Annotated in this window: 19 protein-coding genes and 1 pseudogene; 4 read left to right on the forward strand and 16 right to left on the reverse strand. The window is 50.4% G+C overall.

The window, feature by feature from the left end:
• Positions 1-34: 34 nt before the first annotated feature.
• The 3 genes from KQI79_RS09190 to KQI79_RS09200 form a co-directional block, all read right to left on the reverse strand.
• A complete protein-coding gene (locus tag KQI79_RS09190) occupies positions 35-685 on the reverse strand; it encodes a helix-turn-helix transcriptional regulator (RefSeq protein WP_216537937.1) in 651 nt (216 codons plus the stop codon).
• 211 nt (positions 686-896) lie between these two features.
• Entirely contained in the window at positions 897-1,796 is a 900-nt protein-coding gene (locus KQI79_RS09195) for a helix-turn-helix transcriptional regulator (RefSeq protein WP_216537938.1), read from the reverse strand.
• A gap of 116 nt (positions 1,797-1,912) precedes the next feature.
• The gene (locus KQI79_RS09200; RefSeq protein WP_216537939.1) at positions 1,913-2,341 is read right to left on the reverse strand and encodes a DUF6157 family protein; all 429 of its coding nucleotides are present in this window, start codon (positions 2,339-2,341) and stop codon (positions 1,913-1,915) included.
• 230 nt (positions 2,342-2,571) lie between these two features.
• Here KQI79_RS09200 and KQI79_RS09205 point away from each other — a divergent pair, with 230 nt between their 5' ends.
• From KQI79_RS09205 to KQI79_RS28450, 3 genes are all read left to right on the forward strand, one after another.
• On the forward strand, positions 2,572-3,237 hold the full coding sequence (locus KQI79_RS09205) for an endonuclease domain-containing protein (RefSeq protein WP_216537940.1): 666 nt from the start codon (positions 2,572-2,574) through the stop codon (positions 3,235-3,237).
• Positions 3,238-4,285: 1,048 nt separating this feature from the next.
• Positions 4,286-5,044 (forward strand): exodeoxyribonuclease III, encoded by a 759-nt coding sequence (locus KQI79_RS09210; RefSeq protein ID WP_216537941.1) that lies wholly within the window; start codon positions 4,286-4,288, stop codon positions 5,042-5,044.
• Positions 5,011-5,286 carry a hypothetical protein gene (locus tag KQI79_RS28450; RefSeq protein WP_483311374.1) on the forward strand — a complete coding sequence of 92 codons (276 nt, stop codon included), beginning with the start codon at positions 5,011-5,013 and terminating at the stop codon, positions 5,284-5,286. The genes KQI79_RS09210 and KQI79_RS28450 overlap by 34 nt, the downstream gene beginning before the upstream one ends.
• Positions 5,287-5,360: 74 nt before the next feature.
• Here KQI79_RS28450 and KQI79_RS27500 read toward each other — a convergent pair whose 3' ends face one another.
• The 3 genes from KQI79_RS27500 to KQI79_RS09230 form a co-directional block, all read right to left on the reverse strand.
• Positions 5,361-5,732, reverse strand: coding sequence for a CPBP family glutamic-type intramembrane protease (locus tag KQI79_RS27500; protein ID WP_367398155.1), 372 nt, complete (start codon positions 5,730-5,732; stop codon positions 5,361-5,363).
• 347 nt (positions 5,733-6,079) lie between these two features.
• Positions 6,080-6,625, reverse strand: a complete 546-nt coding sequence (locus KQI79_RS09225; protein WP_216537942.1) for a PadR family transcriptional regulator — start codon at positions 6,623-6,625, stop codon at positions 6,080-6,082.
• A gap of 153 nt (positions 6,626-6,778) precedes the next feature.
• Positions 6,779-7,396: a nucleotidyltransferase domain-containing protein gene (locus tag KQI79_RS09230; protein WP_216537943.1), complete on the reverse strand. Its 618-nt coding sequence runs from the start codon at positions 7,394-7,396 to the stop codon at positions 6,779-6,781.
• 275 nt (positions 7,397-7,671) lie between these two features.
• Between KQI79_RS09230 and KQI79_RS09235 the strand changes: the two genes are divergently transcribed.
• On the forward strand, positions 7,672-8,235 hold the full coding sequence (locus KQI79_RS09235; RefSeq protein ID WP_216537944.1) for a DUF6022 family protein: 564 nt from the start codon (positions 7,672-7,674) through the stop codon (positions 8,233-8,235).
• A gap of 61 nt (positions 8,236-8,296) precedes the next feature.
• Here KQI79_RS09235 and KQI79_RS09240 read toward each other — a convergent pair whose 3' ends face one another.
• From KQI79_RS09240 to KQI79_RS27515, 10 genes and pseudogenes are all read right to left on the reverse strand, one after another.
• Positions 8,297-9,277, reverse strand: coding sequence for an NAD-dependent epimerase/dehydratase family protein (locus KQI79_RS09240; RefSeq protein ID WP_216537945.1), 981 nt, complete (start codon positions 9,275-9,277; stop codon positions 8,297-8,299).
• Positions 9,278-9,520: 243 nt separating this feature from the next.
• Positions 9,521-11,338 carry a glycoside hydrolase family 35 protein gene (locus KQI79_RS09245; protein ID WP_216537946.1) on the reverse strand — a complete coding sequence of 606 codons (1,818 nt, stop codon included), beginning with the start codon at positions 11,336-11,338 and terminating at the stop codon, positions 9,521-9,523.
• 84 nt (positions 11,339-11,422) lie between these two features.
• The gene (locus KQI79_RS09250) at positions 11,423-12,337 is read right to left on the reverse strand and encodes an ABC transporter substrate-binding protein (protein WP_253298037.1); all 915 of its coding nucleotides are present in this window, start codon (positions 12,335-12,337) and stop codon (positions 11,423-11,425) included.
• Positions 12,301-12,813 (reverse strand): type 2 periplasmic-binding domain-containing protein, encoded by a 513-nt coding sequence (locus KQI79_RS27505; RefSeq protein ID WP_253298038.1) that lies wholly within the window; start codon positions 12,811-12,813, stop codon positions 12,301-12,303. Before KQI79_RS27505 ends, KQI79_RS09250 begins: the two co-directional genes overlap by 37 nt.
• A gap of 126 nt (positions 12,814-12,939) precedes the next feature.
• Positions 12,940-13,728: a carbohydrate ABC transporter permease gene (locus tag KQI79_RS09255; protein WP_216537980.1), complete on the reverse strand. Its 789-nt coding sequence runs from the start codon at positions 13,726-13,728 to the stop codon at positions 12,940-12,942.
• Between the two features lie 85 nt (positions 13,729-13,813).
• Complete coding sequence (locus tag KQI79_RS09260; RefSeq protein WP_216537947.1) at positions 13,814-14,749, reverse strand: carbohydrate ABC transporter permease; 936 nt, start codon at positions 14,747-14,749, stop codon at positions 13,814-13,816.
• Between the two features lie 171 nt (positions 14,750-14,920).
• Positions 14,921-16,516 (reverse strand): response regulator transcription factor, encoded by a 1,596-nt coding sequence (locus tag KQI79_RS09265; protein ID WP_230191281.1) that lies wholly within the window; start codon positions 16,514-16,516, stop codon positions 14,921-14,923.
• Entirely contained in the window at positions 16,513-17,229 is a 717-nt protein-coding gene (locus KQI79_RS27510; protein ID WP_367398158.1) for a sensor histidine kinase, read from the reverse strand. The genes KQI79_RS09265 and KQI79_RS27510 overlap by 4 nt, the downstream gene beginning before the upstream one ends.
• Positions 17,224-17,289: pseudogene (locus KQI79_RS27995) on the reverse strand (HAMP domain-containing protein); the annotation flags it as partial. The pseudogene KQI79_RS27995 and the gene KQI79_RS27510, both read right to left, overlap by 6 nt.
• Before the next feature lie 15 nt (positions 17,290-17,304).
• A complete protein-coding gene (locus tag KQI79_RS27515) occupies positions 17,305-18,237 on the reverse strand; it encodes a cache domain-containing protein (protein WP_253298039.1) in 933 nt (310 codons plus the stop codon).
• Between the last annotated feature and the right edge of the window lie 65 nt (positions 18,238-18,302).

The raw sequence follows: 18,302 nt of genomic DNA on the forward strand, positions 1-18,302 counted from the left end.
CCTCAACGGAAAAAATGATTCATGCGCGAAAACTTTACAGCAAGTTACTTTCTTTCCCCAGCCGAATTTCCTCCAAGTAATTGTAAATCGTAAATTTGGACATATCCAGAAACATAGCGACGCGGTCCATGGACCTTTTTACGGTGAATACCCCCTTTTCATCCAAAAATTTCAACACTTTCATCTTGTCTTCCTTCTGCATAAACGGAACGGGCTTGCCTGCCATCGATACGGCGTCTTCAAGCAGCTTCTCGATCACCTCGTTAATGTCGCCGGCGAACGTCTCTTCCACTTTTTTATCCGTCTTGATGAAATCGTTAATCACATTGGATACTAGCATGAAGTCGGTAATATTATAATTTATGCAGATAGAGCCTAGTATTTGCCCGGCTTCGTCACGCAAATAGATCGAAGAAGATCTTAACACCTTACCGTCTTTGGTCGTCGACATGTAATTCAGGAGATTGCCTTCCTCCGGCGGTTTACGGTACACCTCCAGTCCGAGATTCGTGCTGGAGTCTCCCACCTTTCTCCCCGTAATGTGACCGTTTTCAATTGCCACGATGGATTGTTCGAGTTTGCTCATATCGTGCAATACCACTTCGCAATTCGGACCTAACGCATGTGCGATCGCCTTGATCAACGGCTTTAGCACATCGTAAATATCCTCTAAGTTTTTGATCATTCGAAACCACCTATTTCTCTCTCGGGACGCGTTGCAATATAACATATGAGAATGCATTGTTCCGCGGATTATATTTTATACAAAATAATTGTATTAGATACAAAAAAATTTGTCAATGATTAGCGCTCCGGGATGATTTGCACAAGCGAATAAACGTAAAGAACCTGGGCTTGGTTGATCAAAGCCAGGTTCTTCAGGTACTTGTCATGAATCATTCGATTTCCGCTTCAAAAGACAGGTTGGCGGGCTCGTCGGGCAAATCGTCGTAGTCGTCTTGGTTCGTTGTCGGGACGCTGCGGTCGACTTCCTCGAACTGAAACCCGTCAACCCACACATGCCCCTGTCCTGTCAGCAATACGCCGAAACTTATGGCGGCGCTGTTATCCGGCACATCAAGTACAACGCTATAATGGTTCCAATTCGTGTCGCCCTTAATGGGACGCCTATTCATATTGTCGAACTCCAACGCATCCTGCGCTTTGTTGTCGACTCTCATCCATAGTCCGCAAAAGCCGCTAACCCCTTCCGTCTTGACAAAACCGGAAAATTTCATCCGCTTGCCGGCATATTGGTCCGCTTTAAATTGCTGCATCATCGTGCCGAATTCTCCGTTGCCATTCGCCGCGATCGACTTAAGATAGCCTGATGCCCTGCCCTGGTGCACGATTTGGCGATCGACGCCGATTTCATAATGTTGCGGATGACTTCCGGTCAGAAACCAACCTTGTACATTTGCATTAGCCGTTTGCTCCATTATATTGCCTCCTTTATGTTGATGCCCGACGCTTGCGATCGTTTTACGGTATTGACCGGGCGGCAATCCGTACATTTTTTTGAACGCCCGCGTGAACGCCTCCTGGCTTTCGAACCCGTATTGGAGGGCGATCTCAATAATAGGCTCCTCCGAGTAAAGTAAAAGCTGCGCCGCATGACAGAGGCGACGGGTCCGAATGTAATCGGCGACGGACGTGCCCACTTCCTTGCTGAACAACCGGTGAAAGTGGTACATGGAAAATCCGGCGTAAGAAGCCACCTGCTCCGGATCGATCGGTTCTTCCAAATGATGTTCGATGTAATCGATGCTTCGGCGTATGATCGCTTGAACGTTCATCCCCTGCCCTCCTTTGATATCAGCATAGCAAATCGCGGGATGCGGGTTTTGATATTTTTTGCTGATCTAAAAAAGCGCCCTGACGGTTTCGCATTCGCGAACCGTAGGACGGCTAGTTATTTCTTCCTTGCGTTGCGCATTGCGGCAAGCACCTTGACGCCTTCCCGCTCACCGCCGGCGAATTCCCGGTACAGATCCGATTCCATCGGAACGAGGGCGACTTTGCCTTCCGTATCGAAATGAAGGCCCCAGCCGAATTTCTTCGGCAGCATCGACGCTCTCATGCAAGCTGTCGGCTTCTGGAAAAATTCGTCTCTTATTTGCGTGCCGCGCTCTTCCAATTCCTCCTGCGGTATCCCCTTATGCCGGACATGCACCTCGTATAGAATATCTTCCTGGGTGTACTCGTAAGGATGGGAGGAAATCAACTCAAACTCGATCCCGGCTTTCGATTTTCCAGATTTTTTGTCCGGCGGCACCGTTCCTTTCGTTGCCGGACAATCCGGGGCGACGGTGATGAATGTATTGTAATAATTCCATTCCATAGTCGGCTTTCGCTCCTTTGTCCATCGATTAGTTCCATTATTGATAAAATTTCGGTTGAAATCAAGCGCGGCGAATCGCTGATTTATGTTACCTTTGTCCGGAAATCTCAAAAAACAGTTAGCATACAGACTTTTCCAATAGTATAATATAGTTCAGACGAAGAACGTCCTCATAGCCAATCGGCATAGGGCGTTCTTTTTTTATTGATAAGATGAAGGAGATGAATGTTATGGATTTTGAACAAGCGCATCGCGAATGGATCGACGGTCACCTTGCCGCTAGGAGCGGGGAGCGAAAAGGACGTTTGCTAAGAGGGCATCTGTACGCGGAAAAGCTGCTGCTTCAAAACGTATGGTGGCCGTTGTTCGGGAACTTCAATCATCTGCATCCGGAATATGAGATATACGATTGGAATCGAAAGTCGCAATTCCTCGATTTCGCTTTTCTGCCGCCATTCGGCCGTTTCGGCATTGAATGCGACGGGTTCCAAAGCCATGTGAAAGATATGGATCGGGAGAGCTTCAGCTATTCCTTGAATCGGGAAACCTTTCTTACGGGAATCGGCTGGAAGATGATTCATTTTTCTTTTGACGATGTACAGAAACGTCCCGATGTATGCCGCATGCTGCTGCAATTAGTGGTGGGCCCTTATCTGATCCGCAGCCAATCCGCCGCATCCGTTTCACCGGTCGAGAAGGATGTCATTCGATTGGCATGGAGCTTGGGGAGGCCGATCCGTCCGATGGATGTTAGCCAATATTATGAAGTTAATTTCCGTACGGCGCGGAAATGGCTGCAGGGTCTCGCCGATAAAAGGTTGCTGCACCCGCTCGTTCGCGGCAAGTATGTTCGCAGCTATGAATTGAGCAAGGGATATTTCGAGCAGTTACGGTAAGAGGATTTGGTTTCGCAGTATCTTCGACGCCCGTTCGCCGCCGCGCCTGTTTCGATATGGGGAGGTACATCGCTATGAAACTATGACTGCCTGCTGTTTATGCCAGTTTATGGCTGCATATGACTACCTATCTTGCTGCTTCAAGCCACTTTAGTTGCTTTAAGCCATTTCAGCTGCTACAAGCCACACTTTAAGCTGCTTTAAGCCATTTTTAGCTGCTTCAAGCCACTGTTAGCCGCTTAAATAGCTGCCCTGTTTTGCCTATGTTGTACTTTGTACAGCATAGCGAGGTCAAACTGCGGACAAGCCGTTGCTATGTTGTATTCTGTACAGCATAATGGAGTGAAAATGGCTTCTTCGTGTGAAAAACCGACAATATTGTTGTATATTTTACAACATAGAGCGGTTTTGGTGCGGGAGATGGAGTTTATGCTGCATTTTTTACAACATAGAGCATTGGCGTTGCATCGAGAAATTGCTATCCGGACCGTACGACCGTTATCTTGCGTCAAAACCGCTTATTCGCGGTTTCGGCGGACATTGGTTCCGTTATCCGTTCGTCGCAGAGCTTATTTTTACGCTTTTGCCCCGAATAAAGGATCGTCTGTCCGCAAACTGGCCGAAATCGGGTCGTTTGTCACAATTAGCGTCTTCTGTGTCCGCGAACTTGGGGAGCAGGGCGGTAGAAGTTAATGCAACGCCAGTGAACATAGAGCGGGTTGATTGATAGGTAGGTGCGGTTTTCGTCTGATGGATGAGAAATGGCTTTGATGCGATGGAGGGTGCGGCTTTAGTCCGATGGATGGATGTGATTTGAGTCCGACGGAAGAGGTACAATTTTAACCTCGCGGATGAGGTGCGGTCAGGGGTGCGGGGTTTGTGCTGCATTTTTACAATATTCCTCGCAACCGCGGCAAGGAGTCGTGATATAATTGCTAGATATACGAGGCTAACCCTTTGTCCGCATCGCATCTACATCGGAAGAAAGATTCGTTAGAAGGAGCCAGCGGACAGCCGCTCAGAACTTACGCAAGGAGATTGGTAATAGATGAAACTAGTATCTTGGAATGTAAACGGCCTCAGAGCCTGCGTAAATAAAGGTTTCAACGAGTATTTCAAAGAAACGGGAGCGGACATCTTCTGCGTTCAAGAAACGAAACTGCAGCCGGGTCAAATCGAACTGGATCTTGGCGATGAATACGCACAATATTGGAATTGCGCCGAGAAGAAAGGGTATTCCGGAACCGCCGTATTTACCAAACTCAAACCGATTACGGTACGATACGGCCTGGAAGAAGACTACGAACCCGAAGGGCGCATCATTACTTTGGAGTTCAACGGCTTCTATCTCGTGAACGTCTATTCGCCGAATGCCAGACGCGATTTATCGCGACTGGACTACAGGCTGCAGTGGGAGGATCGTTTCCGCAGCTATCTGCAGCAATTGGACGCTCGCAAACCGGTTATCGTCTGCGGCGATTTGAACGTTGCCCACCAAGAGATCGACTTGAAGAACGCCAAATCGAACCGCAACAATTCCGGTTTTACCCCTGAAGAGCGGGGCAAAATGACCCGATTGCTGGACGCCGGATTTACCGATACTTTCCGATACTTCTACCCTGCGCGGACCGACGCTTATACTTGGTGGTCCTTCATGCCGAAGGTAAGAGAGCGGAATATCGGATGGCGCATCGACTATTTTCTCATTTCGTCGAGACTCGAACCCTGCCTGCTGGACGCGCAAATCGATGCTCATGTCATGGGCAGCGACCATTGTCCCGTTACGCTGACGATCGGAGAGCTATAATCCTGCACGGCGGCCCCGGTTATCCCCAAATCGCTTACGCCCGGAAATATCAGCGCGAGCTCGAGAACGATTTTGTTGTCGTTAATTGGGATCAGCGCAATTACCAAACTTTGGCCGCGCCGGACAAGCAATTTGTCTGGTTCGAACAATCCGTGCACTTTCCTCATTTTGAAGAACCGGATCAATTTTATGCGTTTATGATGGGCGTCAAAGGAAAGATCGAAACCGGCATGCTGCCATAACCTTGCGCATCCGCGGCGAGAGGCCGGAGCCTCCACGAAGCTTCCGGCCTTCTTCTTGTGCGGGATTGCCGAACTTACGCGGTTTGAGCCGATTTTCTCATCGATACAACGATCCAAATGCATTGCGCCAACAGCAATCCCATAATCAGCAAATTGTAACCTAACGACGACACGTCATGGCTCGTAAATTGAATCAAGTTATGTAAAAAATGAAACAGGATCAATGGGATAATATTCCGATGTTTCACCATCAACAACGCGAGCGATAACCCGATTAACAAGGCATAGACGATTTGAATCGCCGTATCGGCGGCGCTTTGTCCCGACAATGCGTTCGCGGCGTGGGTGATCGCAAACAAAACGCTCGAAGTCGCAACAGCCGTAACAGCACCCTTTTTCAATAAAATATTCAAAATCAAGCCGCAGGTAAACCGTCTCCTCCACAAACCCGACGAGCAGTGTAAAAAAGAGAAAATAGAGTACGCTCTGCGGCGTCATCGCCTGGAAGCCTTGCGTTGCCAGAACGATTAATATGACGGCAAGCGGCAAGTAGTATATCCACTCTTTGCCCGGAATGCTCCGCAAGGAGCGGAACCCGTAATCCCCCCATTTGCTCCTCCAAGAAAAATAAATGACGAGCACGAGCGCAATAGGCACAAAAGACAGGAGCACCGGCGCAGTGTAATCCAATTTCCGAATGGTCGCATACGCTCCGGCCGCCATAACCGCCAGAAGCAGCAGCAATTCAATAATAACGACAGCTAGAACGGGACGTCTGTACGAGAATGAAGCTTTACTTGTTTCGGCCAACATCGTCCCATTCCTTCCTTTCCTTAATGGCGTGAATCCATTGGTTCACCATATTAAAAAAATTCAAACCGTATGTAAGAACGGATACCCGAAAATAGGAATCCTCGGGACGGTCGATTCGTTCGAGTTCTCCCAAGACGACTTGATTGACCGCCTCCAGACGGCCGATTTCGTTAGCCAATTTATACTGCAATTCATTGAGCCTCATCATCCGGGTGTCCTCGGCCAAATAGTCGTAAAAGAAAATTTTGCTTAGTAGTTCGTTGCGGGACAACTCGAGCGGCTCCCCCAACCAGTCCATGAACGCTTGCCGACCGCTTGGGAGCAATTCGTACAGCTTTTTATTTTTGCTGTTGTCCAATTCGGTAACGCTGAGCATCCCTCTGTCCGTCAACCTCTTCAACGCGGGATACAGACTTCCGTAGCTTGCCGTATAAAAAAGCCCGATCGAGCTGTCCATCGTTTTCTTGATGTCGTAACCGCTCATTTTCCCTTCCATCAACAAGCCTAGAATCATATGCTCCAACATGCGTTTCTCCTCCTCTTCCGCCATTATATATCGTTTCGATATATCTAATCGATACATTTAGGATATACAGGATTCTATTTTTTGTCAAGCGAAAACAGTGACGAAAAAGGGCCGCAACCATATGCCGTTTTGGCATACTGTTGCAGCCCGTCTTCATTGTTCTTTCTTTTTAATATCATCAACCCATTCATGGCGGTGCGGAAATTGTCTTTGCAAAGAGGCTTTCAGCCACTCCTTCGCCTGAGAAGTCAAATGAGGAAATACCGTTTGAAAATCGCCATGGTCCTTGTCGCGAATTTCCGCGCCGCCCCCTTTATACAGAAGTTGGATTTCCGGTTTTAAGTAAGGGATTCCTTCCTGCGTCGAAGCGATGATATCAGCAAGCGGCCTGTGTACCGACTTTTCCCTGCCGTAGACCCAAGATCCTTGTATGGTTTCGATCAGCATGATTTGAAAGGCCCAAGGAGAGTTGCGATCCTTGCTAACCCATATATCTTTCGTCTCGGTTAACAATTCTCCCTCTTCCCAGAGTTCAAGCGTTCCGTTACGGGCTTTGTACAGCTGCCAGTCTTTGCAAAGATAGTCGAAGGCGGTTCGTTGTTCCTCCCGCAACAGGACGACATCGATGTCCGCATGTTTCCTTGTCTGATGGCCCAGGAACAAATCCAAAGCCCAGCCCCCGGCAATACACCACGTAACAGGAATGTTGGAAAAGATCTCATGTATCTCAGTCACTGAAATGGGGAGCCAATTGTAAATATCGGTCCTCAAGCGCCATCCTCCTTTCGTCGCTACCTTTGACGGTTACCTATATTTTCGACGGTATGCAGCGTATTTTGCCATTCGAGCAGCGCATTGTCAAGTCGCTCTTTCTCGGCTTCGGCAATTTGATAAAACACGGTAAAAAAAGATTGAACTACATGATGATAAAATGATTGTAACCCGCTTGATATCAAAGAGAAATACTGCCAACCTTATCATTTGCTTGAATGTTGTAAGATTGAAGTGTCATTCCAAAATTAAAGAAGCTGGAAAGGAGATTGCGTATGAACCAAGAAAAGACGCTCAAAGATTTTCTGGAGGAAAATAAGAGGGGCCGAATCGAATCCATTGCCGAATTTATGAAGAATCATATCGGCAAGCATTGGCAATCCGTACTTCTAGACGAGCGGGAGAAGCTGGAGAAGGCTTATCGCGAGGCGGGCGATGCGGCGTACGGAACGTATTTGAACCTGCTGCTGCTGCCTATTCATAGGCAGTTTAAGGAAGCCGGTTTGCGTCCCGAGCCCCGGTTGCCGGGAGACTTTGACATTTCAAGGGAATGGGGCAACGAGGAAGAGAACGATCAGCAGCGTTGGATGTGGAGTACGATATACGGTTCGGACGAGGAACCGTTAGGCACGATCGTGACGATTACGCATCACGACCATACCCGGTTTCGCATCCCTCGCCAGCCTGGAATTATCGCCTTAAACGAGACGAGGAAGGACGATGTCGTCGAGGCGCTGTCGCTTCTGTCGCCGGACTTTAAGCAAGCGCTCGAATTCACGATAGAATACGAGCTATATTTGCGAAGCCAGCAAAGCGAGGATGGAACTGGAGCCGTATAAACGCGCTTTCCGGCGTATAACGAGACAGGACGGGGCTATAAGCCCCGTCCGTTCCCTTTGTTTAGTTACGCGCCTCTATGCATCTTTGCAGCGTTTCTCTTATCGATGCCCGAACATCGTCCGGCCGGTATTGCAGAATCGGCATCGTATCGTCCGGATTGAGATAAGCGTCCCGGTTTTGAATCTCTGCCGTATATCCCAAGTGAATGCCGTGCTCCTTGCCCGCCTGCCGATCGTAGGCATCGTATTGTTCCATGACCGGTTTCATTTGTTCAAGCGGCACAACCGTAATTTTCGTCTCGGTTTGGCCCAGCATATCGGCGATCATTTGCATAAATTCGCTATGCTTCATATTCGTACCGCAGATCGCATAGCCGGTCCGGTGCGTTCCGTGCTCAATCGCCCCTACGGCAGCCTCCGCCACCTGTCTGGCCGTAACCATCGCCGTACCGCCTCCAAGCACGGGCACCGTGTCTTTGCCCCGCACTTGATCGACGAACATCGTCCATAACGGCGTCCGTCCCGGCATAACGCCGAAAATGTATGGCAGACGAAGCGTCATGACGTCCATGGCCCCCTCCCCTTCCATATAGGCGACTTCTTCTTGGAGCAGCCGCGTACGGGGATAAGCGTTATCCCGCTTCAAATCGAGGTCGGTCCACACTTCGGCGAAATGGGCGAAATACGAACCGAACAGCACGAACTTTTTCACGCCCGCTTGCTTGGCAAGCCGCGCCATCCGCTGTGTCGGCAGCACGTTCGCTTCATAGAAAAATTTCAACGCAGGCGCTTGAGGCACGATCCGCTCGTCCGCTCCGGCCGCGTAGACGAAAGCGTACTTTCCTTGCAGCATCCGCATAATTTCTTCATCGCTCATGCGATTCATGTCTCCGAGCGTGCAATTCACTTCCGGGGGAAGCAAATCTTCGGCCGGCATCGGCGGCAACGCTACCGTCGATACGGCGTAACCCCGCTTCAGCAATTCTTTCGTCGTATAATATCCTAAAAAGCCTGTTCCGCCTAATACGAACACTTCTTTCATGTTCTCCCCACTCCTTCACCGCTTCTAGGATGCGTTTCTTATACTCTCTATCTGCTTCCATTGTAACCTTTGGGCAGGGCAAGATATGTGATTTAAATCGCAAATCATGGCCTGCCCATGTCCCTACAAATAGTTACTGTCCTTAATAATGAACAGGATTAAGAACGGGCGAAAGGCTGAATGCCGCAGGTCATATGATACCTGAAGCGCAAGCCCTTCGCCCGTTATCGCGAATCGTGCCGACTATGATTCCGGATCATCCTGCACGAAATTCAAGACGCTTTCGTCCATCGTTTCGACCGTCCCGAGATCTGGTTGGTCAGTGAGCGTAATGACTGGCCCGTTCGAACAGCCATGCAGCTCGAACAGCACGATTTCGTTGCGCCCCTTCCGCAGCAGCGGACCCGGGACATATAAAGCCCGCTGCGGCCCGGCCTCCCAATACCGGCCGAGAAGAAAGCCGTTCACCCATGCGACGCCCTTCTTCCAGCCGTCGAATCGCAAGAACGTGTCGCCGATCCGGTCCGCTTCGAAATAGCCGCGATACAATGCGGGAACCTCCTTGTTCCCATCGCCGCCCGCATGCTCCTCATAACGAATGGAAGCCAGCGCCTCCGCTTCAAACGGCAGCGTCCGAACGGTCCAATGATATTGGAACTGGTTGTCGATGCGCACCCCTTCCGTGATGCCTTTCGGATCGCGCAGCAGCGGCCCGTAATTGACCCGGCCCATATTTTCGACCAGAATATCGAGCTTCGCTCCCTCAGCAGGCACGGAAATGTCCAATGGCTGCGGATTCCAGCGCTCTATGACCCCGAGCAGCTTCCCGTCCAGAAACACTTGCGCCCGGTCGCGAACGTCCTGGATATACAGCTTCTGTCCGGAGCGCGGCCCCTTGACCCAGGTTGAATACAGGATAAACCCATAGGCCTGCCCGAACTTCTCCATCGGCTGAATCGCAACCCGTTCTTCCGGCTTGGACAACCGTTCCAGTTGCCCGAACAGATCCGCCCGCTCAGCCAGCGTAACGTTTCCGTACGAAAGCTTGGGCACCGGTTCCGGCAGCGGGCAGCCGGGCTCGAAACCGTGCTTGGCCAGAACGCGCCGGACCGCTTCGTATTTGGGCGTAACATCGCCCCACTCCGTCAGCGGCGCATCGTAATCGTAGCTTGTCACCGTCGGCTCGTACGTCCGAATATGATTGGCGCCGTTATAGAAGCCGAAGTTCGTTCCGCCGTGGAACATATACATGTTGATCGAAGCGCCGCTCTCCAGCATTTCGTCCAATACGTTCGCCACATCGTCGGCGTCGCGGACGTGATGCGGCTCCATCCAATGGTCGAACCAGCCGTTCCAATATTCCATCACCATAAGCGGTTCCGTCTGCCGATGTTCCCGGAATTTACCGAACGATTCGGCCACGCGCGAACCGAAATTGACCGTGGCGTGCACATCTTCGATCGTGCCGCCCAGCAGCATTTCGTCCGTAGGCCCGTCCGAAGTAAAGAGCAGCACATCGATTCCTCTCCGTACCAGCCCGTCGCGCAAATATTCCAAATACGCCGTATCGTTGCCGTAACTGCCGTATTCATTCTCCACCTGAACGGCGATTATCGGCCCACCGTTCGTCGAAAGCAGCGGAACAAGGAGCGGAATCAAACGGTCGTAGTAACGGTCCACCTTCTCCAAATAAGCCCGGTCGAAGCAGCGGAGCTGCATGTCGGTGTCTTGCAAAAGCCAGGCCGGCAATCCCCCGAACTCCCACTCCGCGCAGATGAACGGGCTCGGTCTGACAATCACGTGCAGACCCAGCCGGCCCGCCAACTCGATAAATCGGACCACATCCGCTATCCCTTCGAAACGGAATTCGCCTTCTTTCGGCTCATGCACGTTCCAGGCAATGTATGTTTCCACCGTGTTGAACCCGCATGCCATCAATTTTCGCAAACGATCCTCCCAATACTCCGGAACGACCCGGAAGTAGTGAATGGCGCCTGATACAATGCGGAACGGTTCCCCATCCAATAGATATTGTTCTTCTTGCCACGTTAACCGGCTCACTTCATAATCCTCTCCCTTATTGCAAAGAGAGCTTTGAGACGGCCGCAGCCGGATTCCTCAAAGCTCAATGCATTCAGCACTTTTTTATTTAATGGTTCCTTTTTCGTTTATAATTTTCGTCGCTTCATCGACCATCCATTTCTGCACTTCGTCGATCGGCTCGTTGCTCAGCATAAATTTGCTGAATCCGTCGTTAATCACCTTCGTCAACTCCGGCGAAGCCGTCGTCATGACAGGGGAAGCGTCCAAGAATTGAATCTCATTGCTGGCTACCGAATATCTCAAGGATTCTACGTCGTACCATTCTTCCTTGCCGGCGATCAAGCGGTCGAGAATCGCGTCGTTGTTCGCTTTCTTCCAGCCCGAGAATTCGGCTCTCGCCGTCGAATCGGCCGTCGTCATAAATCTCATCAATTCGAACGCGGCGTCTTTATGTTTGGAAGTCGCGCCCATCGCCACTTGGGAACCGCTGGTGAAATATTTGCCGCCCTCGTATTCTTTAGGCTCGGCCCCTTGCGGCGGCAACGGAACCGGAGCGAACGCCGTTTTGAACTGGTGCGGATATTGCTCCTGATTGCCCGCATCCGGAATCGTAAAGTTACCGGTGAGAATCATTGCCGCTTCTTCGTTGAAAAACTCCGTCCGGTAATTCAGCTTGGCGGCAAGCACGTCCGCATACGGCTTCGCGGTTTTGTCTACTTCCTCCATGTCTTTGCGCAATTGGAAAAAGTACTTGTATGTCGGATCCGCCAAAATCGTCGTCCCGTCGCTGTAAAGGAAAGGATCCCTCATGACCGTTTGCGCCGGCGCGTTCATGTACAACTCCCAAGTGTGGAAATACGTCCCGTAACGCTTGTCCACCCCTTCGCCTTTGGTCAACTTCTTGGCGTAATCGCGGAAATCGTCCCAGGTCCAGCCGTAGGTAGGCACCGGCAGCCCCGCTTCGTCCAGCGCGTCTTTGTTCAGCATGACGTAATTGACGCTTTTCGTGTACTGCATGCCGTAAATTTGTCGTCGATTTTCGGATTGACGTAATATTCGTCTTCCGGCACCAAGCCGTTTTTCTCATAGAACTCGTTCAATGGAGCGAGCGCGCCCCGGCTTCCCCGCAGGAGGACGTCGTTAAGACTAGGCAGTTGCACCACGTCGACCGCTTCGCCGGAAGAAATGAGGAAATCAAGCTTTTTCAACATTTCTACGGAATCGCCGGGAACGAGCACAACATGCTCGACCTTGATATTCGGATTCGCCTGCATGAACTCTTCCAGCATAGCGTCGGTGCTGACCGACTGCGCCTCGTTATCCCAGTTGTAATACTTGATAGTCACTTGTTCCTGTTTCCCTCCGCCATCGGATGAGGAACCGCCGCTTGCCTCCGGCTCGGAACCGGATTTGCCGCAAGCGCTCAACAACAATATAAGCACCAGCGACAGACTAAGCAATAATGAAATTCTTCGTTTGCTTTTTTGATTCATTTTGCTTCAACCCCCGTTATGATAAATGGTTCGAATTCCTTTCAACATCAGTATAAACACGGGCTCACGCGGTCAAGTGCAAAATTTTGAGGTCCTAGGCAGACGATTTTGACCTTTTCCGCCGAACTAACCTTTCACTCCGCCGAGCGCAATCCCGTTAATCACCTGTCTTTGCATCGTAATAAAGACGATCACCAGCGGAACGATCGCCGACAACGCTGCCATCATCATAATAGCATAATTGTTCGTATAATCGTCGCGGAACAATGTCATTCCGAGCGGAATCGTGTACAGCTTCTTGCTAAGCAGAAAAATAAGCGGATTCTGGTAATCGTTCCAGGTCCAAATAAATTTAATGATCGCCACCGTAGCTAGCACCGGCTTGCACAGCGGGAGCATAATGGACGCGAACGTGCGGATGTGCCCCGCTCCGTCAATCTTCGCCGCTTCGATAAATTCGTCGCTGATGCCCGCCATAAATTGGCGCAGCAGAAAGGTGAAATAGATGGAGAACATGCTCATCAGAATCAGCGCGGCATGCGTATCGTAAAGGCCGAACCAGCGAATTAACAGGAACCGCGGAATCAGCGTCGCCTGATCCGGTATAATCATAAACGATATGAGGGCCAGAAACACCAGATTTCTTCCCCGGAACCGCAGTTTGGTCAAGGCGTAAGCCGACATCGACGAAATAATCAAGGCAATGATTGTCGTAATGACCGCCACTTTCAGCGAGTTGCCGTAAAAGTGATAGAATGGCACTTTCCCCATCCAGACGGTTTTGAAGTTGTATAACACGTTGATCTTCTCGGGAATCCATTGGATCGGGAAGCGCATCACGTCTTTTTCAAACTTGAAGGCCGCCGACACCATCCAAATTAACGGAATCAGGAAGATGACGGATACCCCTGCCATAACGACGGTCGTAACGATTTTTGCAAAATTTTTGCGAATAAGCAGCAAGACGATCCCTCCTCAAATAAAATGCGTGTTCAACCGCTTATAGCGTATCCTCTTGTCTCATCTTCCAGGTGAGCGCCGTCACAAGTCCGATAATCGCGAACAACAGCCAGGAAATCGCGGACGCGTAACCCATGTTGTAAAATTGGAAGCCTTCCTCGTATATGCGGTAAACAAGCACGGTCGAGGAATTGTTCGGGCCGCCTTCGGTCAGGAACGAAATAATGTCAAACACTTTGAACGATCCGATCAACATGGTAATAAACAGGAAAAACGTCGTCGGACGCAGCAAAGGCACGGTAATTTTGAAAAATTTCTGCAATCCGGTCGCTCCGTCGATCTCCGCTGCCTCGTACAATTCATCCGATATATTCGTCAGTCCCGCTAAATAAATAATGATCGTATACCCGAGCCCCGCCCAGGAGCTGATAATCGCAATGGCGATCAGCGACGTCTTCGGATCGGCCAGCCATTTCGGCGGATTGGAAATGCCAATGTCTAACAGAAACTGGTTGATCGGACCGAGGGAAGGATGGAACAAGGCGCTCCATACGGCAGCTACCGCAATAATGGACGAAATATAAGGGATGAAAAACGCCACCTTGAAATAATCCTTCAAATACACTTTGCTTTGGATCAGCACGGCCAGCACCAGGGCGATGGCGATCGGCACCGGGACCGTAAGAACGGTGTAAAGCAAATTATTTTTCAACGCTTGCAAGATGGTCGGGTCCTGAAACATGCGAATATAGTTGTCGAGCCCGATAAATTTGATCCCTTTCACTCCCGACAACAGATCCCAGGAGGAGAGGCTCAAGTACAGCGAGAAACCAAGCGCAAATACGTTGAGCAGCAACATGCCAACGATCTCCGGCACAAGAAAGAGCCAACCGACCAGCGCTTCCTTACGCTGCGGAGTCCAGAATTTCCGGGGTTTGGGAAAACTTTCGGGCGTCGTTTGTTTAGCAACATCCACGTCGTATCACCTCAACATTTTGTTCGTTGCCACTAATCATAAACAATCGCCCCCCCGGCTCGAAGGATGGATTCTGACCAGCTATGTGAAAGATTTTGACTTTTTATTTGCGGAAAAAGAAAACAACCTGTCCATTCGCTTCTCTGGACAGGTCGTTGGCCGGCGTTCGGCTTATTTGGCGTATCTGCTTGCGGCGTGCCGCGTTTTATACTCGCTGGGCGTCATGCCCGTATATTTCTTGAATACTTTCGAAAAATAGGTTCGGTCCGAGTATCCGAGGCCCATCGCCAGCGATTCGAGGGTCTGGCTCGACGTCGTCAACATTTTCGCGGCAATCTTCATCTTGTATTGGTGGACGTAATCCGTGAAATTGACGCCGGTCATTCGCTTGAAATAGCGCGAGAAATAACTCGGATTCAGAAATAAATACCGGGCCATATCGATAGAGGTAATATTCTCCGATAAATGCCTGTCGATAAATTGCTGAATGACCTGGAGCTTCGGTTCCCGCACCGCCTGGCTAGCGCCTTGCCTTGCTTGCGCGATTTGCGCCAGCTTATTCGCCGCCAGTTCCGTTACATCCCGCAATGTTCTCGCGGAAGCGAGATAGACATAGAATTCCTCGTCCGAGTTCCGGCCGGCGAACATCATTTCCATGCTGCGCAGCAGGAACGATACGTCTCTCACAAGTTCGCCCGGCTCGATTCTTTGCTCCTGCGCCGCTTGGCCGATATCGGTTGCAACGCGCCGAATGGCGTCCGCGTCGTTATGCAGCATGGCCCGTTCCAGCTCGGATTTATACGAATCGAGGAAGCCTTGAGGAGACGGCAGGAACAGATGCTGCGCATAGCGCCCGAGATCCAGGACAGCCAGTTCGTCGCTCTCGTAGAACTCGTGTTTGCGCTGAATGATCTGATGGTACACAGGCCCGATCGACTGCAGCGTCATTTTGTCCGTTACGGCGGCGACGCTCAACTGCACTCTAATGAATTGGGAGCATCGCCATTGCAAATCCTGCAAATAATTGCGGAAATGTTCATTCGCGTTACTCGCCAAATTCAGCCGATAATTATATAAAATGGCGAGATGTTCTTGTTCCATGAACGGCGTAATGCCCTCGTAGGATTCGGATAACTCGACGGCAATATTGTAGATTGCGTATAAAATGAGCGAAAAATCGCTGCGGTCATATAATTGTTCGTAAGACGAATACTGGAGAGTGACAATTCCCAGCATAAACCAAGGATAGCCCCAGGAGATGCCCAGTTGAGCCGCATACCCGAGCGTCGTCTCGGGGTGTACGCCGTCGATTACGCGTTGAAACAGGCCTTGTTTGAATAGTTCGCTGTTATAATTGGATACCTCGTGATCCATTCTCGTCGCTTTCGCCTTCAGCAGACGGATCGATTTGCGCAAGCTTTGCTCCAACTGCTCCGCCGTTAACTGATCCTTGAGCAGGTAATCGTCCGCATTCAATCTTACCGCACTCTGGGCGTAATGGAAATCCTCGTGGCAAGTAAGAAAGATAACGCGGATTTGGGGCTGTATCTTGGCGAACTCGGCGGCAAGCTCCAACCCGTTTGTCTGCGGCAAGCCGATGTCGGTAATGACAATGTCCGGCGCCGTTTCTTTGAACATATGCAGCGCCTTGGCGCTCGAATACGTCGTGCCGACGATGTGGAGGTTGAGCGATTCCCAATCGATCATTTGCCGCAGCACTTTCAGCATAGGCACATCGTCGTCGATTAACATGACTTTATGCATCATAGTTTCGTCCCTCCCGACAAGAACACGTTTCGATCTTCCACAGGAAGATAAAGGACAGCGCTGGTCCCTCCAAGCGCATTTTGGCAAAGCGTCAAAGAGGCGGACGGACCGAATGTCAGTCTCAGCCTTTGGATAACGTTAATCAGACCTACTCTTTTATAGGAAGAATATTGCTCCGCACCATCGGACGACAGGCGGCGGTTCAGTTCCGTTCGAAGCTCTTCCTCCATACCGCAGCCGTTATCCTCGATTTCAATGGTTATGCCGTGGGGCCCGCTTGCGGCGCGCACCGCAATGCCGGCGTCGGGCTTGTCCACCAGCCCGTGTACGATGGCGTTCTCAATAAGCGGCTGCAGAACCAATTTGGGGATGACCGTCTGTTCCAATCCCGGCTCCAGGTCAATCGTCAGTTCCAGCGGAATTTCGTTGCGAATCTTCATAATATCGACATAATGCCCGAGCAGCTTGCATTCTTCCTGCAAGGTGGCCGGTTCGTTGACCTTGAGATACGCCCGCAGCAAGCTCATGAGCGAGTCGATGATGCCGCTGTGCAGCCGATCCTGCTGCAAGATCAGGCTGCATTTGATCGAATTGAGCGTATTGATCAGGAAGTGGGGCCGGATTTGCATGAACAACGCCTCGAGCTCCATCACCCTCTTCTGTTCCTGTTCCTGCTCGATATCGTGAATTAATCCTTGGAGTTGATCCAGCATCGTATTCAATGTCTGCCCCAACTCGGCGATGTCGTCCTTGCCTTTCACTTCCAGCCTTGCGTCGAGATTGCCCGTTCAGAATTGGCGGACGACGCGCTGCAGCTTTTGGATAGGCCGGTGCAGTCTTCTGGCGATGAACATTGACGATATGGAAAATATGATAAAAAATAAGGAAACCCCCGCAATACCGGTATAGAACGTTCTTGAGATTTGGCCCGTGAACGCTTCCTGAGACGCTTCGTATACGAGCGTCCAGTTCGTTTTGTCCAGCGTGACTTCGGAGCGGAGTTTCGGGCTTTGGGCCGCCGATTCATGCGGCGAAAGCCCGGCGTTGCCGGCAATCCGCTGCCCTTCCGCGTCGAACAAGGCTACCTTCCCGAACTCCACCGGCTTCAGCAACCCTTCAAAATAAGATTCGGATATGCCGATAAGGAGCACGGAAAGATACTTCCCTTCGCTGCTGTCACGGATGACTCTGGCGATATAGTAACTGCTCTTCTTCGTCGTACGGTCGGTGGCCATGCCCAGCCATTGCAGCGTCTCCGGCCGGTTCAAATCCACTTTGCTCAGCAACATGTCCAGATTCTGCGTGACGGGCGTCAACTCTTCCGTACTGGAAGAAATAATAAACCGCTCCCGGTTTACCAGATACATGCGAATATTATTGTTCAACGGTTTGGATGTGATTAGGGAGAAGATTTCCTTAATCTGCGTAAAATTCGTGTAATCGTCATAAGAACGAATGCGGCCCGTATCCGCAAAGCTCTTCAAATATTTCCTGAAGCTCGTATCGTTGACAATAAAGTGCGAGGCAAACGAAACATCGTCAATCGTTTTACCTATTTCATCGATCATCACATTGAGAAAGTTATCGTTAGTTAATTGCAGCTTCTCTACCATCGTTTCTTTAATCAGGCCAAAAGAGATGACCGATACGGCAATAATAGGCAAAAAAATGAAGAGAAGGAACGACAACTGCATTCTACGATAATAGGTCATCTTGAACATGTACTCGCGCCTCTTTCATGATACTTTACTTTTATTGTATCAGGACGGCGGATTGCCCGCATTTC

It is taken from the genome of Paenibacillus sp. MSJ-34 (assembly GCF_018918005.1).
Lineage (GTDB): Bacteria > Bacillota > Bacilli > Paenibacillales > Paenibacillaceae > MSJ-34.